Origin of the sequence: Dorea formicigenerans, from assembly GCF_025150245.1 — a bacterium.
Taxonomy (GTDB): domain Bacteria; phylum Bacillota; class Clostridia; order Lachnospirales; family Lachnospiraceae; genus Dorea; species Dorea formicigenerans.
Map to the genome: position 1 here is coordinate 63,182 of NZ_CP102279.1, position 15,706 is coordinate 78,887.

Consider the following 15,706-nt stretch of genomic DNA (forward strand, 5'->3'; position numbering starts at 1 on the left):
TTTCCAGTAGCATTATTTTAGGAAAATATCTCGACATAATATATTAATTGTGGTACAATTCTTTCAAGCATTATATTTTCAAGATCTTGAAGGTTTGTACCATTTCTAATTTCAATATATTTTCTAGGAATTTTCAATGCTTGAATTACCACAATGAACAAGCAGAAGGGATTCTTAGAAAGCTTAGAAAAAGTCAGGAGGAGAGTCCTTTCGAACACAGAAGAAGGAGGATACTGAATGACAAAAAGTATGAAAGCAGTAAGGGACAGAAAAACAGATAACAGAAGAATCTCACAAAATATGGAGAAAGCCTTTAAGAAAATGGCGCAAGTATTTGGATATCCAAATCGCGAGTACAAAGACCGGGTGTTCCGAATGTTGCTGAAGGAACCCAAAGTAGCACTGGAAGTTTACAACGCTATGAATGGAACTTTGTACGATAATCCAGACGAACTGATTATAACAACGTTGGAAAATGCAGTTTATTTAGGCATGAAGAATGATGTGTCATTTATATTGGGAACACAGTTGGTTTTATATGAACATCAATCAACGCCGAATCCTAACATGCCATTACGGAATCTGGCATATGTGGCTTGTGTTTATATGGCGTATGTATTTGGGGATAATCTGTATGGACGGAAGTTGATTAAGATACCAGAACCGAGATTTGTAGTATTCTATAACGGAACAGACAAGATGCCGGAACAAAGTGTTTTACGTTTATCTGATGCTTATGAAAGTAAGTCTGAAGAATTAGATTTAGAGTTGAAGATTCGGTTTGTAAATATAAATCCTGGATATAATGAGGAAATGGTAGAAAAAAGTCCGACATTATATCAATATGTGAAATTTGTAGATATAGTTCGCAAATATCAGAAGGAAATGCCATTTCCGGAAGCTGTGGAAAAGGCAATTGACGAATGTATCAAAAAAGGTATTCTTGCAGAGTTTTTGAGGAAGAATAGAGCAGAGGTGTTAAGAGTGAGCATATTTGAGTATGATGAAGAAGAACATATGAGGCAGGAACGAGAAGAAAGCAGGCAGGAAGGTATAGAACAAGTGAATGATTTGTATGATAAATTGCATGACTTAAATCGAGAAGAAGATATTTGGAAAGCTATAAAAGATGTTGAATACAGAAAGAAATTGCTGGAAGAATTTCACCTTGATTAAAATTTCATAGAGTAAGACATAAAGATACTGCTGGAGATGCTAGAAGTAATTGCCAGTGGTATCTTTTAATATTGAAAAATATACGAGATATATCATGATTGATACCAACTATGTCAAAAACACCAATGAATTAAGAAAAAATGCTATTATGAAACATAAAGTAAAAAGCAACTAATGGTTATAGTTGCTTTACAGTAGCGTTATTAAAAATGGATTTGTCTTTTATAAAGTTATAAAAATCAAATTGATTACCAAAGACAAAGGATTTTTTCATAACAGGTATTATATAAGTTCTGTCTAATTTTAGACTGAGACAATAGAGAGAAGAAGTTATCGTAATAGAAATAATATTTGCGTAGGAGTAGGTAGCGGTGGAAGTAAGCTGATCATTACTATATACCTGAACTTGAAATGAATCTTTATAAAAAGATATCCTTTCAAAACCGGTTTCTTTAAAAAATTTGGTGCCGGCTTTTAATGCAGAACGGGCGCGCAGCCATGGTTCCATAAAGAAACATACGAAATATAAACAACCCGCGGGTAACGGAATAAGCCATGAGAAATCACGAAATCCGGACATTCCCCAAAGAACAAGAAAGAATATCATAATAAGGATTATGACAGGTGTAAATATAAGAAAATTTCGAGAGGGCTTTTTTCGTAAAATAGGTACCATTTCATAATAGCTTTTATTATCGAATTTACATTCTGTTACAAAAAGTGGTTCCATAAACATATCCTCCATAAATAGCGTTATGTTATGATAGCATAATTTTATGTCTGGAGGAAGCAGATTGGCACAGATGGTATGTTTTTGGATATAGAAGGGAAGAAATTATGTTACATATATCAATTTGTGATGATGAGAGAATTGCTGTGGAAAAGATGCAGCGAATTGTGGAAAATGTGTTGGAGCAGGAGCATTTACTGGTAAAACTTGAGACTTTTGAAAATGGGGAAGAGTTTCTGAAGCAGTATGTCATCAGGGACGATGAACTGGTGATACTGGATCTTGATATGCCGGTAAAAAATGGAATTGATGTCTTACAGGAGCTTGAAAAAATTCAGAGAAATGAAGTCGTGATTCTAGTCACAGCGTATGATAATCTGGCACTGAAGACTTTTTCTTATGGGCCATTTCAGATTGTCAGAAAAGAGCAGATGGAAGAGGATTTGCCGAAGGCGATAGGCAGATTTCTGAATATACGAAAAAGAAATCAGGAGGAATTGGAATTTCGGATAAAGGGAGAACTAATTCATGTGAAACTGGAGGATATTGTATATTTTGAAAAATATAAACATCAGGTTTATGTGCATTTGGCGGATCAGACGGTTCTTACCGTTCGGGAAAATATGCAAGATTTTGAGAAAGAACTGGCGGGAAAAGGATTTGTCAGAACACATGCGGCATATATAGTTGCGCTCAGGTACTGCCGGAAATTTGAAAAAAACGATATCGTGCTGGAAGGTGATGTGAAAGTTCCGGTGAGCCGAGAGCGCAGACAGATGGCAAAAGAGCAATTTATGATAAGCAGGAGAAGGTAGATGGATATAGCAAATTTTATAATTGGACAACTGGTGGGATTGGCAGAACCATTATTAGTTCTAGGATTTATCATAAAATGTCTTGGCTGGAAGGAGTCTATAAAACATCAAAAGAGAATTTATATAGGAGCGAGTTTATTTGTTTTTCTGGTAGCGCAGGGTAATGGGAGATTTCCTGGAAGCTATGTCATAATTATTGCAATTGACGTTGGACTGCTATGCATATTTAGTCTTCTGTTTTTAACTAAAAATTCTGTAATGAAGATTATGATATGTATTTTGGCAGAAGTGATAAATCTTATATGTCCACTAATTGTTATGCAGGTGACATCGTATATTATAAATACATCAATTTTTGATTTCCTTCAAAATGAAGGGTCAATATTTGCAGCAGGTGCAATTGTGTCGAAGATTCTGTTATGGCTGGTATACAAGGGACTATATTCTTCTTTCCAGTATTTAGTACTCTATTTTCCAAAAGAGCAGATTATTCTTACAATTGTGCTGGTTGGCTTTGCGGTAATCAGTGAGAATTGTATCTTTCTGGCGGTTTCACAGAAGGGAGTCAGTCATTATACAGTTATCTTGCTTCTGATTGTTTCTTTTGGAATCATTGCTTTGTGTGGGTATGTTATTTATATGATGATTACGATTAGTAAGAAAAGTGAGAAAATGCAATTGTACAAACTGATAGAGTTAAAAAGTCAGGAGCAGGAGCGGCAATTGGAAGAGTGGAAACATTCGGAAGAAAGTATACGGAAGTTTCGACATGATTATAAGAATCACTGTATGAATATGGAGCATTTGCTTGAAGAAGGCGAGTATGAAAGTCTAGGTAAGTATTTAAAGCAGTTCGCGATGGGAGAACTGGGAGAGGTCAGATCAATTTATTCAGACAGCCCGATTATAAATGCAATATTTCATAATAAAATGTCCGTGTGTAAAGAAAAAGGGATTGATATTTCCTGTGATATTACAGGAAGCGTGAAATGTCTTGATGATATGGGCGTTGGAAGTATTTTATTTAATCTGCTGGACAATGCAATCGAGGCATGCGAGAAAAATAAAAAAGAGAAGCGAATCATTTGCCGGATTGCCAGAGAAGCGGACGAGGTAAATATATTTGTAGAAAATAGTATCGAGCAGTTGGTGCTGGCAGAAAACCAGTCACTTGAAACTACAAAGGACAAGAAAGACCAGCACGGCATGGGACATTTGATTGTAGAAGAACAAGTGAAAAGACTAGGTGGTATGGTGGAATATTACGAGGACGAGATGTTCTGTGCGCATGTGTATTTACCGATGTAGAGGAAAGAAATTCAGAGACAAATCTGACTATATTAATTTTAGAAAAACATCTCGACATAATATATTAATTGTGGTACAATCCTTTCAAGCATTATATTTCCAAGATGCCGGAACAAAGTGTTTTACGTTTATCTGATGCTTATGAAAGAAAGTCTGAAGAACTGGATTTGGAACTGAGGATTCGATTCATAAATATAAATCCTGGATATAATGAGGAAATAGTAGAAAAAAGTCCGACATTATATCAATATGTGAAATTTGTAGATATAGTTCGAAAATATCAGCAGGAAATGCCATTTCCGGAGGCGGTGGAAAAGGCAATTGACGAATGTATCAAAAAGGGTATTCTTGCGGAGTTTTTAAGGAAGAACAGAGCAGAGGTGTTAAGAGTGAGCATATTTGAGTATGATGAAGAAGAACATATGAGGCAGGAACGAGAAGAAAGCAGGCAGGAAGGTATTGAACAAGTCAATGATTTGTATGATAAGCTATTCGAACTTGGAAGAAGTGAAGATGTTAAGAGGGCGGTTAAAGATGCTAAATATAGAGAAAAATTGTTAGGGGAGTTTCACATTGATTAAAAATTTATAGAATAAGACACTAGGATACCGCTGGAGTTGCTGATAGTAATTGCCAGCGGTATTTTGTACAATGAGGGAAATGTGCGAAATATATTATAAATGTTACTAGTTATGCCAAAAGCAACAATGAATTAGGAAAAAATGTTATAAATGAAAAGATTACAGCAAATATTTGTCTTTTAAAAATGCGTGAAAATCTTCTTTGTTACCTTTGACAAAGGAGTCTTTCATAATTGGCATCAGATATTTTTGCTTGCCTATTTTTAGAAAAAAGCAGTAAAAGAAATGGGTTTCTGTAACGGAACGAAAAGTGGAATAGGGATAAATTGCGGAAGATTCTACTTTTCCGTCAGAAATCTGAAGTTTAAGCTCATCATCAAAAAAAGCAGCCTGAAGGTTACCCTGTTCGGAGAAACAATTTTTGTAAGATTTGAAAAACATTCGAATTCTTAATCGAGGTTCGAATATATGGCATAGTGCAAAAAAAGCAGCTACGGATAACAGAAATATTCCAGAACCGTCAAAGAGACCATTTTCATGAGGAAAACAAAAAAAGAATACGATAAAAAGTGGGACAGCAAAAGTAGCTGTACTAGATAGCACAGAATTTTTACGAAAAAGTGGTATTAATTCATATATTGTTTTTTTGTCGTATTTCCATTCTGCTACAAAAAGTGGTTCCATAATCAGATTCCTCCTAAAATGCTTTTGAGTATAATAACATAATTTTATATCTTGGGGAAGTAAGCGGGAATACATGGCATGTTTTTGCGTATAAAAGGAAAGAGAGGGGTTTGAAAAATATGATAAATTTTATAATTGGACAACTGGTGGGATTGGTAGAGCCATTTTTGGCGATTGATTTTATAATAAAATGTCTTGACTGGAAAGAACAGGTGAAGCATCGAAAGCAGTTATATATAGGTGTTTGTATGGTATGGTTTATAGTTGCACAGGGAAACGGAAGATTTGCAGGAAGTTATACGATTATTGCGGCATTTGATATGTGTCTGGCATATTTGTTCAGCTGCCTGTTTTTAAGAAAGACAGCAGGCGTGAAACTTATGATTTGTATTTTAGAGGAAGTTATAAGTAATATTTGTATATTAAGTGTTATGCAATTGACAACGTATATTATTAATACGTCTATTTTTGATTTCCTTGAAAATGAAGGAATGATTTTTCAAATAGGGGCAATTGTATCTAAAATTGTAGTATGGCTTGTATATAAAGGTGTGTATACTTATTTTAGATACATGGCAATACATTTTCCGAAAGAGCAAATTGTTCTTACTAATGTGATGATTGGCTTTACGGCAGTCAGTGTGATATGTATTTTTCTGGCGGTTTCACAAAAAGGTGTCAGTCATTATACAGTTGTCTTGCTTCTGATTGTTTCTTTAGGAATCATTGCTTTATGCGGTTATGTTATCTATATGATGATAACAATTAGTAAGAAGAATGAAAAAATGCAATTGTACCAACTGATAGAGTTAAAAAGCCAGGAGCAGGAGCGGCAACTGGAGGAATGGAAGCATTCGGAAGAGAATATACGGAAGTTTCGACATGATTATAAGAATCACTGCATGAATATGGAGCATTTGCTTGAAGAAGGTGAATATGAAAGTCTGGGTAAGTATTTAAAACAGTTTGTGGCAGAAGAACTGGGAGAGGTCAGATCAATTTATTCGGACAGCCCGATTATAAATGCAGTATTCCATAATAAGATATCTATATGTAAAGAAAAAGGGATTGATATTTCATGCGATATTACAGGAAGTGTGAAATGCCTTGATAATCTGATCGTTGGGAGTATTTTATTTAATCTGCTGGACAATGCAATCGAGGCATGCGAGAAAAATCAAAAAGAGAAGAGAATTATTTGTCGGATTGCCAGAGAAGCGGACGAAGTAAATATATTTGTAGAAAATAGCATTGAGCAGTCGGTGCTGGCAGAAAACCAGTTACTTGAAACTACAAAGGACAAGAAAGACCAGCACGGCATGGGACATTTGATTGTAGAAGAACAAGTGAAAAGACTGGGCGGCATGGTGGAATATTACGAGGACGAGATGTTCTGTGCACATGTGTATCTGCCGGTGTAGAGGAAAATTCAGAGACAATTATGACTATATTAATTTTAGAAAAATATCTCGACATAATATATTAATTATGGTACAATCCTTTCAAGCACTATATTTCCAAGATGACGGAACAAAGTGTTTTACGGTTATCTGATGCTTATGAAAGTAAGTCGGAAGAACTGGATTTGGAATTGAGGATCCGATTCATAAATATAAATCCTGGATACAATGAGAAAATGGTAGAAAAAAGTCCGACATTATATCAATATGTGAAATTTGTAGATATAGTCCGCAAATATCAGCAGGAAATGTCATTCCCGGAAGCTGTGGAAAAGGCAATTGACGAATGTATCAAAAATGGTATTCTTGCGGAGTTTTTAAGGAAGAACAGAGCTGAGGTGTTAAGGGTGAGCATATTTGAGTATGATGAAGAAGAACATATGAGGCAGGAACGAGAAGAAAGCAGGCAGGAAGGCTTTGAAGAAGGCGAAGAGAGAATTAATGATTTGTATGACAAATTACATGAATTAAATCGAGAAGAAGATATTTGGAAAGCTATAAAAGATGTTGAACACAGAAAGAAATTGCTGGAAGAATTTCATCTTGATTAAAAATTTTACAAGACCAGATGCTGTGTTACTGTCCAGCATCTGGTTTTTCTTTACATTTGCAATATATCACGGCCACTAATGTGCTTACAGCGGTCGCCAGTATGCCGGGTCCGACGATGGCAGCAGGATTGATACTGCCGTACTGGCTGCGGTAGGCAATGACATTTACAGGAATGAGCTGCAGGGATGATATATTAATGATAAGAAATGTGCACATTTCATTACTGGCGGTTCCAGGAGCGCGCACTTTTCCCGGGAGGTGGTATTTGCGTCGGTCGTCTTCCAGATTTTTCAGTTCTTCCATTGCGTTCAGTCCGGCAGGTGTCGCAGCCCAGCCAAGTCCTAGAATGTTAGCAATGATATTCGTGGTGATGTGGGTGGCAGCAGGGTGATTGTCCGGAAGATTTGGGAACAGGAAATGAATCAGTGGCTTCAACTTTCGAGAAAGCTGTTCGATGATGCCGGCTTTTGTTGCAATTTCCATAAGCCCTACCCAGAAGGACATGATACCGATCATAGTAATGCACAGCGTGATTGCTTCTTTGGAGGAATCCAGTGCGGCATTGGTGATGTCGGGCATGCGTCCGGTAAATGCGGCGTAGATAATCCCAAGCATCATCATACCGCCCCAGAGATAATTGAGCATAAGAAAACCTCATAGTTTTCGCTTTATAAAAACTATGAGGTTTGTGTAATAAGTATGTCATATTATTTTAGAGAATCATCCAGTTTTCTCCACACGGTAAAGATCATCGTGACGAAGCAGGCGGTTCCGCCGATGAAGTTGGAAACCGGCTCGGCAAGAAAGACTCCATTTGTTCCAAGTCCGCCTACAGTCGGAAGCCACAGTGTCAGTGGAATGACGATGATTGCCTTTCGCAGCAGGGAGAAGAATACGGCTTGTTTTGCTTTTCCCAGTGCAGTAAATGTGGACTGTCCGGCAAACTGCAGCGACATCATAAAGATTCCAAAGAAATATAAATGCATCGCAGGTACGCCTTCGGCTAACAATTCCGGTTCGCTGTTGAACATGTGAATGAAGAAGCGTGGGAAGGCGAGCAGTAATGCCCACATAAAACAGGAAAATAAGATACAGACAATCGTTGTAAATTTGATTGCTGATTTTACACGCGCATGTCTTCTAGCACCATAGTTAAAGCTCATGACAGGCTGCGCACCACTTGTAAGACCGGTGACCGGCATGGTAATGATTTCCCGGACGGAGTTAATAACGGTCATGATTCCAACGTACAGGTCACCACCGTATCTGGAAAGAGTTGCGTTACAGACAATCTGTACCGATCCATTTGTAATCGCCATAATAAATCCGGCAAGTCCAAGAGCACAGATTTCCTTTACTAATCGGAAGTTCAGTTTCATATAAGCAAGTGAGAGTGTAAGGATTGCTTTCTTTCCGGTCAGAAAATGTAATACCCAGATTGCAGAGATTCCTTGCGAAATGATGGTCGCAAGAGCGGCTCCGCGGACTCCCATATGGAGAACGAAGATAAAAAGAGGGTCAAGGATCAGGTTCAGGACAGCACCGATGGAGACGGTGAGCATTCCGGTCATTCCAAATCCCTGGGCGTTGATAAAATTGTTCATGCCAAGACTGATCATGACAAAAAGCGTGCCGATAAGGTAGAGGCTGATGTATGCATTTGCATAAGGATAAGTAATATCACTGGCGCCGAACAGGTAAAGCAATGGGCGCTTGAACAGGTAGCACAAAATCATGAGAATACCGCCGGAAATCAGGAGCATGGAAAAGGAGTTGCCGAGAATTTTCCGGGCGCGCGCAGGTTCACTGGCACCTCTTGCCATAGAAAAAAGCGGTGCGCCGCCCATACCGAACAGATTGGTAAAAGCGGTGATGATTGTAATGACCGGCAGAGTCAGACCGATTCCGGTCAGCGCCTGGGTGGACACGTCTGGGAGATGACCGATGTAAATGCGGTCAATAATGTTGTAAAGGACATTAATGAGCTGCGCAAGCGTCATAGGAATTGCAAGACGCAGAATATTTCCAGAGATGCTGCCCTCACCAAAGTCATGAGTGTCCGTAGATTTTGCTTTTGGTAAAGCATTTGTATTATTTTTATGTAAAAGATTCAATTTCGGAAACTTCCTTTCTGATGCCGGTATGGATTTTATCCCACCGGCATAATATACAACAGATAGTATAGGGCAAGCAAAAGGAGAATTCAAGAATTGAAACTATTTCTTTACCTGTCGGATTTTATTGTACCACTCATGATATTCGGGATTATCTGTTACGGAATTACAATGAAAATTCCAGTTTATGACACATTTGTAAAAGGAGCGAAGGACGGATTTTTGACTGTTATCAAAATTATGCCGACTATGGTAGGGCTTATGGTAGCAGTCGGAGTACTAAGAGCATCCGGATTTCTGGAATTTCTGGCACAAATGATTGGAAAAGTTACACAATATATCGGATTTCCGGGCGAATTAGTTCCACTCACGATAATAAAGATGTTCTCCTCGTCCGCAGCGACAGGATTACTCCTTGATGTCTACAAAGAGTACGGGACAGATTCCTATCTGGGACTTGTGGCATCCATCAGCATGTCCTGCACAGAAACAATATTTTACACTATGAGCGTTTACTTCATGACCGCAAAAGTAACAAAAACAAGATACACACTGCCAGGAGCATTACTGGCAACACTCGCCGGATTGGCGGCCAGCGTAGTACTAGGGGGCGTAGTAAAATAGAAAAGTTACGGTAGAAAACGCAGAATAACTACGTCCCCAAAAGGTTGCTCTTAGGGGCAAAATTCGGTATACTAATAGGAGCAAATCCCGTGTGTTTGTGGGTGAAGGAGGAACGAATGAATCTGATCAGTCGGATTCCGAAGGATTTTTACAAGGTATTCGGAAGTAAATATATGGAATTCTATATGCAGTTTCTTGTGGCGGTTTACGAAGAGAGCAGCCAGTCGTATTCGCTTTTGGGGTTGACTGAGGGCGAGTGTCAGGCGATTATGAATGAGCAGCTTGCCCGTATGACGTTAGACTGGAGTGAGGAGCGTTTTGATGAGGAAGGGGAGCTTTTGACGCGGTCGAACATGGCGATGATAAGTTTACGGCATTTTGAAGACTGGGGATGGCTTAGACGTGACTATGACGAAACGCTAAACAGCTATGTAGTATCTTTCCCGGAGTATAGTCAGTTGTATGTGGAGTTGTTCCGTAATCTTTATAGTGATGAGGACAGCAAGGAGCGCGAGAGTGTGCTGGCAGTGTACAGTCACCTTTATACATATAGTTCGGATCGGGAGAAGAATAATGATATCCTGAAAAGTGCACTGCATACGTCAAGATCCCTGCTTCAGATGCTGGCAAATATGCAGGAAGGAATGCGCGGATATTTTGATGAATTATCGAGCCAGCGAAGTTTTTTAGGAATCCAGGAAGTTCTTGTAAAGGAAATCAACAATAGTGACAGCCAGAAATATGCGATTTTGACGACAACCGACAGCTTTTATCGTTACAAGGAAGCGGTCAAAGAGCTGATAGAGAAGAATCTTGGGGAAAATGAGACAAGGCGCGAAGGTTTTGTGGAAAAGCTCCGGGATATTCAAGTTCAGCTGGCGCGAGAGGAGCAGGAGAAGTCTGAAGAACGAAATGTGCAGAATAAGCTGAGCATTCAGCGTTACCGCCTGGAGCGGGCAGTGAAGCTCTGTGACGAAGCGAATGAAATGTTGTACCGCATTTCCAGAGAGTTCGATGCCATTGAGCGAAGATACAATATGCTGATTGAGCAGAAGACTGTATTTGCAAGCCGGGCTGCTGCGAGAATCCGGTACATTTTGATGGAAGGCGCGGTCGAGGAAGATCAGACAATTGCCTTTGTAAATCTTCTGACTCAGAGTGAAAAATGTGATGAAATTTTGGACAAGCTGTCTCAGAAAATGAAGCTGACCGAACCATACCGTGTGATGAACGAAAAGAGTCTGTATCAGAGACGTGACCGGAAAAAAGAAGCATTTGTACCGCAGGCGGTGACAGAGGTAACAGAACAGGCAGATTCGGAAGAAATGAATGAGTATGTTCTGAAGCCGCTTTACACGCAGAAGGAAATCCGAGAGTTCCGGAAACAAAACGAGCAGGATGGAAACTTTATTGTGACGAAAGACACAGTAAAATCCATGGAAGATCTGGAAAAGCTGTTTCTTGTTTGGCAGGATGCTACGGAAGTTGCGGAAGGAACAGAAGAGATTGAGGTCGGAGAAGAACTTGAGAACGAGAATGGTCTGAGATTCTCTAAGCTTGTGATTAAAAAATCTCAGTAATCATCAGGTGTAAATATCATAGATGGGGGCTTGTGCCCCAACATCATAATAAGAAAGACAAGGATAAGGGAAAACATATGGTAAATTATATGGAAGAATTGTCTGTGACAGAGGCGGAGAATCTGAAGAAAACCATTTCCGCGCTGTTTCGGCAGACATGCATTTTACAAGTAAAATACGATCCGGTCACATTAACGCCGAGGGATAACCTTCACTATGAAATCTGTGTGAGACACCGGAAATTTATAGAAGACTATCTGTCCGTACTTGGGTGCGAACTGGTACACGACCCACAGGAACACATTTTCAGGCTGACCGGGGAAGGCGTGGCTGTGGAACGTTTGAATGTGACGGCTACGAAGATCATTCTTCTTATTAAAATAATCTATCGGGATAAGATTCTCGGCGAAGGTCTGAATGCGACAGTGACGAATCTGGCGGAGATCCGTGAGTATGGAAAGAACACGAATCTGATCAATGAGAAGCTGACTATGGCAGAGTGGAAAGACGCGCTGTATGTTATGAGCAAGCATCAGATCATCGAGGTGCCGGGCGCGATTCAGAACGTAGAAGATCAGACGAAGATTTACATTTACAGCACAATTAATCTGTATTGCAGTGGTGTAGATATTCAGGCATTGATGAAAGAATATGTTGATGAGGAAGGCGGTGCAGAAGTTGAAGCAGGCGAAGAAGATATTTACAAGAATGCTGATGAATAATTGGGGCGGTGTCAGCCACAAGGTCATGGAGTTCCATGAGTATGTGAATCTGTTCAGTGGTAAGAGTGGCTCTGGAAAATCAACAGTTATGGATGCCATTCAAGTCGTTCTGTACGGAAGTATTTCTGCTACATTTCTAAATAAGGCGGCGGACGATGCGAAGAACCGCCGAAGTGTGCTCAGTTACCTGCGAGGTGCGCAGAAAGACGGCTCTTACAATCGTGATGGACAGGACTTCTGCTCTCAGATCGTACTGGAGATATTTGACACCGGAACGAAGGTGAGCACTTGTATCGGTGTTGCATTCGAAGTTGGAAAAAATGATACTGATATCCGAAAGTATACATTTTTCAGCCATTCCGGGAAAATTCCGGAGGACGAGTATCTGACGGAGAAAGATGTGCCATATACAATTGCAGGACTCAGAAAGCTTGTGGAAAAGCGGGTGGAATCTTCGGACAATCGTGGACGAGGTGATGTGAATCGCCTTTATCCGTCAAAAGAGGCATATCTGAAAACGGTTTATGATGTGATCTTTGGATATGTGGAGCCGGGGCGCATGATGACCATGGAAAAGAGTGCGATTGCCCTTCGCATGACAAATGGAACGGGTCAGTTTATCCGTGATTATATGTTCCCGAAGAGTAAGGAGGACACGGTTTCGACCATCAGTGACCAGCTTGGTGCGTACCGTGAGATCAAAGAGCGTGTGGAAGACCTGGAGAATCGGATCCATCTTCTGGATGAGATCAGCCGGCAGAATCTGGCACTTCAGACGACGCGTGCGGATAAGATCCATGTGGAACAGGTGTTAAAATATATTGATATTGAAAGCTTCAAGACGAAGATTGAGGCGAGAAGTCAGGATCTTATGGATATCAATGAGAAGATTCGTGCCAGAGAAAAACAGCAGAATGAGAATAATGAGAAAAAGACACAGCTTACGAACGCACTTGTTGAGGTAGAAGCGGAACTAAAATCCAGTGATTATGGTCAGAAGGAGAAGGAGCTGAAGAGTCTTAAGGAGACCATCAAGCTTCTGGCCCGCAACAGTGAGCAGTGGCGCGAGGTTGTAAAAGGACTTGCCCGCTGGGAGGAAGATGAAGAGATCAGTGCCTATGTGAGCAATCCGGCACTTCAGAGGATTGATGAGATCAAGTCGGGAAATGTTTCAAAGGAAGCAATTGAGAAGCTAAAGAAACAACTAAGTGACGCGCTGGAGAGCATTAATGAAGAAGTTGATGAAATCGGTACAAGAATCAGTCAGAACCGCAAGGATTTGAAAGAGAAAAAGGAAATGGTGGAGGATCTGAAAAACGACCGCAAACCGTACCGAAAAGAGTTGAAACAGGCAAGGCAGGAGTTACAGAACCGTCTGAGCACACAATATGGAAGAACCATTCACGTCAACATTTTCGCAGACCTTTTTGATATTACAGATGAGAAGTGGAAAAATGCGATTGAAGGTCGTATGGGGCGTGTGAAACACAGTCTTGTGACCGCACCGGAGTACGCCCTTGATGCAGCGAAAGTATTTCGTAAGCTTCAATATCTTGGTGGGATTGATGAAGTAGATCTGTTAGATACGGCCGCAATTGTGAAGTCCGAGCCAAAAGTTCATGACAATTCGATCTATGAGGCTGTTCATGCAGAAGAACCATACGTGGACCAGTGCCTGCGCCGTTATCTCGGAAGAATTGCCAAATGCGAGACAGAGGAGGAACTCCGTGCTTCCGGAAATGGTGTGACAGCCGACTGTTATTCTTATAATAATTACATTTTCCGTCATTTGAAGAAAAATGATTACGAAAAATATGCCTGCATTGGAACGAAGGTTTCTAAGGCAAAGCTTCGTGAAATGGAAGATGAGGTTCTGAAGCTGAGTGAAGAAATATTGCAAGATCAGCAGATGCAGCAAAGTCTGAAAGCAGCCCAGGGATTTGAGCGGCTGAACCAAAGCACAGATCAGATTCTGCATTTGGCCGGGGCAGGCGAAGAACTGCAGACATTTTACGAGAAACAGGATCAGCTGGAGAAGGAACTGAGAGAGCTTCGTGAAGGAAGCAGAACTGCGGAACTCAATCAGCAGAAGACAGAATTAGAAGTAAAAATCCGGGAAATTGAGAAGATATCTGAACAGCTTCAGAAAGAAGTACTGGGCTTTGCCAAGACACAGGGACAGGCAGAGCAGGATATCGTGAATTTCCAGAATCGTATGGATTTCCTGATGCAGGGATTTGTGCTGAATGAAGAACTGCAGACCGAAGTCCAGGAAGCGTTAAAGATACAATCCGAGCAGACGTACCGACGTAAGAAGAGCAAAGAATCTGAAGATCTGATGAAGCAGGAAGAGGAAGTACGCGATCTTCTGACCCGTGCGAGAAATCAGTTCAATCAGGCATATCCATCCTATGGACTGACAGGTGTAGAACACGAAAATGTTTCTTATGACAGGATTTTGAATCAATGCAGACAGGACTTTGAGCCGAAGTATAAAGATGAATTTCAGAAACAGTATGATTTGATCTACCATACGCTTCGTGAAAATGTAATCGCGACGATCCACGGTGAAATCAAAGCGGCATACCGTCACAGGAAAGAAATCAACCGTATGCTGGCAAAGATTAAATTCTCTGACAGTATTTACCAGATTGATATTCTTCCGGCAGAAAATGAAAATGGACAGTTCTATGAGATGCTGATGGCACCGGAATTGGATAGCAAAGTGCTGGACGATGATGGTTTCGACGGACAGATCACGCTTGGCGAAGACACATTTTATCAGAAGTACGAGCAACAGATCCTGCGCCTGACAGAGAAATTCATGCCTCCGAAAGACGAAGATGCCAAGTCCTTAAGCCAGCACCGTCAGCAGATGGAGCAGTACGTGGATTACCGGAATTATCTGACCTTCAGTATGTACGAACGAGTGGAAGATGAAGATGGAAATGTGAAGAAAAATGCGGTCGATGACATGGCAGGGCGTGATTCCGGAGGAGAAGGACAGAACCCGAAATATGTGGCACTTCTGGCAGGATTTGCAATGCTTTATATGCAGCAGACAAACCGCGATTCCAAGATAAGACTGGTACTTTTGGATGAAGCATTTTCCAAAATGGACAAAGAACGAAGTGAAGTCTGCTTGCACTACGCAAGAGAACTGGAATTGCAGTTGATCGTGTGCGTACCGGACGAGCGGCTGCAGTCCTTGATCCGAAATGTGGACAGTGTGTACGGATTTAGAAGATATCAGAATCAGGTAAGTATGATGCATATCGATAAAGGAGAATATCTGGATATGATAGAGGGGAAGATTTGACTCGTATGAGTCAAATCTTCCCTTGAAACTTTCCCCTGAAA

The 15,706-nt window shown here is 40.4% G+C and carries 14 protein-coding genes; 10 read left to right on the forward strand and 4 right to left on the reverse strand.

The annotated features are described in order from the left end of the window. Window positions 1–237 precede the first annotated feature (237 nt). A complete protein-coding gene (locus NQ560_RS00330) occupies window positions 238–1,176 on the forward strand; it encodes a hypothetical protein (protein WP_005331785.1) in 939 nt (312 codons plus the stop codon). Window positions 1,177–1,354: 178 nt separating this feature from the next. Here the strand turns inward: NQ560_RS00330 and NQ560_RS00335 are convergent, their stop codons facing one another. Next, window positions 1,355–1,906 carry a hypothetical protein gene (locus tag NQ560_RS00335; RefSeq protein WP_040015364.1) on the reverse strand — a complete coding sequence of 184 codons (552 nt, stop codon included), beginning with the start codon at window positions 1,904–1,906 and terminating at the stop codon, window positions 1,355–1,357. Window positions 1,907–2,013: 107 nt separating this feature from the next. Here NQ560_RS00335 and NQ560_RS00340 point away from each other — a divergent pair, with 107 nt between their 5' ends. From NQ560_RS00340 to NQ560_RS00350, 3 genes are all read left to right on the forward strand, one after another. Then, window positions 2,014–2,721 (forward strand): LytR/AlgR family response regulator transcription factor, encoded by a 708-nt coding sequence (locus tag NQ560_RS00340; protein WP_005331788.1) that lies wholly within the window; start codon window positions 2,014–2,016, stop codon window positions 2,719–2,721. Beyond that, window positions 2,722–4,029, forward strand: a complete 1,308-nt coding sequence (locus NQ560_RS00345) for a sensor histidine kinase (protein WP_005331796.1) — start codon at window positions 2,722–2,724, stop codon at window positions 4,027–4,029. A 104-nt stretch (window positions 4,030–4,133) separates the two neighbouring features. Next, window positions 4,134–4,610, forward strand: coding sequence for a hypothetical protein (locus tag NQ560_RS00350; RefSeq protein WP_005331798.1), 477 nt, complete (start codon window positions 4,134–4,136; stop codon window positions 4,608–4,610). Between the two features lie 159 nt (window positions 4,611–4,769). Here the strand turns inward: NQ560_RS00350 and NQ560_RS00355 are convergent, their stop codons facing one another. Then, the gene (locus NQ560_RS00355; protein ID WP_005331799.1) at window positions 4,770–5,294 is read right to left on the reverse strand and encodes a hypothetical protein; all 525 of its coding nucleotides are present in this window, start codon (window positions 5,292–5,294) and stop codon (window positions 4,770–4,772) included. Between the two features lie 119 nt (window positions 5,295–5,413). On the opposite strand from NQ560_RS00355, the gene NQ560_RS00360 reads away from it, so the two are divergent. Both NQ560_RS00360 and NQ560_RS00365 read left to right on the forward strand, forming a co-directional pair. Next, window positions 5,414–6,715, forward strand: coding sequence for a sensor histidine kinase (locus tag NQ560_RS00360; RefSeq protein ID WP_005331801.1), 1,302 nt, complete (start codon window positions 5,414–5,416; stop codon window positions 6,713–6,715). Between the two features lie 215 nt (window positions 6,716–6,930). Next, complete coding sequence (locus NQ560_RS00365; RefSeq protein ID WP_233420461.1) at window positions 6,931–7,305, forward strand: hypothetical protein; 375 nt, start codon at window positions 6,931–6,933, stop codon at window positions 7,303–7,305. A 25-nt stretch (window positions 7,306–7,330) separates the two neighbouring features. Here NQ560_RS00365 and NQ560_RS00370 read toward each other — a convergent pair whose 3' ends face one another. Together NQ560_RS00370 and NQ560_RS00375 are read right to left on the reverse strand one after the other, a co-directional pair. After that, the gene (locus tag NQ560_RS00370) at window positions 7,331–7,951 is read right to left on the reverse strand and encodes a nucleoside recognition domain-containing protein (protein ID WP_005331805.1); all 621 of its coding nucleotides are present in this window, start codon (window positions 7,949–7,951) and stop codon (window positions 7,331–7,333) included. Window positions 7,952–8,013: 62 nt separating this feature from the next. Further along, complete coding sequence (locus tag NQ560_RS00375; protein WP_052302911.1) at window positions 8,014–9,420, reverse strand: MATE family efflux transporter; 1,407 nt, start codon at window positions 9,418–9,420, stop codon at window positions 8,014–8,016. Window positions 9,421–9,516: 96 nt separating this feature from the next. Here NQ560_RS00375 and NQ560_RS00380 point away from each other — a divergent pair, with 96 nt between their 5' ends. The 4 genes from NQ560_RS00380 (at window position 9,517) to NQ560_RS00395 (ending at window position 15,665) form a co-directional block, all read left to right on the forward strand. Next, the gene (locus NQ560_RS00380; RefSeq protein WP_040015365.1) at window positions 9,517–10,044 is read left to right on the forward strand and encodes a spore maturation protein; all 528 of its coding nucleotides are present in this window, start codon (window positions 9,517–9,519) and stop codon (window positions 10,042–10,044) included. A gap of 116 nt (window positions 10,045–10,160) precedes the next feature. Continuing rightward, entirely contained in the window at window positions 10,161–11,624 is a 1,464-nt protein-coding gene (locus tag NQ560_RS00385; RefSeq protein ID WP_081445657.1) for a Wadjet anti-phage system protein JetA family protein, read from the forward strand. Window positions 11,625–11,701: 77 nt separating this feature from the next. Beyond that, window positions 11,702–12,346, forward strand: a complete 645-nt coding sequence (locus NQ560_RS00390) for a DUF4194 domain-containing protein (RefSeq protein WP_040015366.1) — start codon at window positions 11,702–11,704, stop codon at window positions 12,344–12,346. Continuing rightward, a complete protein-coding gene (locus tag NQ560_RS00395) occupies window positions 12,303–15,665 on the forward strand; it encodes an SbcC/MukB-like Walker B domain-containing protein (protein WP_040015394.1) in 3,363 nt (1,120 codons plus the stop codon). Before NQ560_RS00390 ends, NQ560_RS00395 begins: the two co-directional genes overlap by 44 nt. The last annotated feature ends 41 nt before the right edge of the window (window positions 15,666–15,706 follow it).

Excerpts from the sequence above, each read along its gene's own strand:
- NQ560_RS00365 (WP_233420461.1), top strand. The coding sequence starts at position 6,931 with ATGGTAGAAAAAAGTCCGACATTATATCAATATGTGAAATTTGTAGAT.
- NQ560_RS00345 (WP_005331796.1), top strand. The coding sequence starts at position 2,722 with ATGGATATAGCAAATTTTATAATTGGACAACTGGTGGGATTGGCAGAA.
- NQ560_RS00335 (WP_040015364.1), bottom strand. The coding sequence starts at position 1,906 with ATGGAACCACTTTTTGTAACAGAATGTAAATTCGATAATAAAAGCTAT.
- NQ560_RS00370 (WP_005331805.1), bottom strand. The coding sequence starts at position 7,951 with ATGCTCAATTATCTCTGGGGCGGTATGATGATGCTTGGGATTATCTAC.
- NQ560_RS00350 (WP_005331798.1), top strand. The coding sequence starts at position 4,134 with ATGCCGGAACAAAGTGTTTTACGTTTATCTGATGCTTATGAAAGAAAG.
- NQ560_RS00390 (WP_040015366.1), top strand. The coding sequence starts at position 11,702 with ATGGTAAATTATATGGAAGAATTGTCTGTGACAGAGGCGGAGAATCTG.
- NQ560_RS00330 (WP_005331785.1), top strand. The coding sequence starts at position 238 with ATGACAAAAAGTATGAAAGCAGTAAGGGACAGAAAAACAGATAACAGA.
- NQ560_RS00355 (WP_005331799.1), bottom strand. The coding sequence starts at position 5,294 with ATGGAACCACTTTTTGTAGCAGAATGGAAATACGACAAAAAAACAATA.
- NQ560_RS00340 (WP_005331788.1), top strand. The coding sequence starts at position 2,014 with ATGTTACATATATCAATTTGTGATGATGAGAGAATTGCTGTGGAAAAG.
- NQ560_RS00360 (WP_005331801.1), top strand. The coding sequence starts at position 5,414 with ATGATAAATTTTATAATTGGACAACTGGTGGGATTGGTAGAGCCATTT.
- NQ560_RS00385 (WP_081445657.1), top strand. The coding sequence starts at position 10,161 with ATGAATCTGATCAGTCGGATTCCGAAGGATTTTTACAAGGTATTCGGA.